The 275-nt window shown below is 51.6% G+C and carries 1 protein-coding gene; it reads right to left on the reverse strand.

The window, feature by feature from the left end:
• The coding region (locus CF394_RS00660; protein ID WP_133079779.1) for a radical SAM protein at positions 1-275 on the reverse strand (275 nt) is incomplete at both ends.

The raw sequence follows: 275 nt of genomic DNA on the forward strand, positions 1-275 counted from the left end.
GGGTGGACAAAAATTTCTCCGCCCGTGATTTCGCATGTCAATACACCGTTGTCAAACAGCATATCAGCCGTTTTCTTGAATTGCTCAATCGACACGGTGCCGAGCGCTTCCGGCGAGCTTTCCAAATAACAGTGGGCGCATTTCAAATTACAGCGGTGCGTAAGCTCAAAGGTGGCGTGCAGCGGCATCGGAAATTCGTTGCTTCCGCTCGTGGTGATCGCATGACGGCTGGACCGATTTTCAAGCTGGATGACCTGCTTGTTCAGGAGCATGTT

The organism is Tetzosporium hominis (assembly GCF_002265435.1).
In the GTDB taxonomy this organism is placed as follows: domain Bacteria; phylum Bacillota; class Bacilli; order Bacillales_A; family Planococcaceae; genus Chryseomicrobium; species Chryseomicrobium hominis.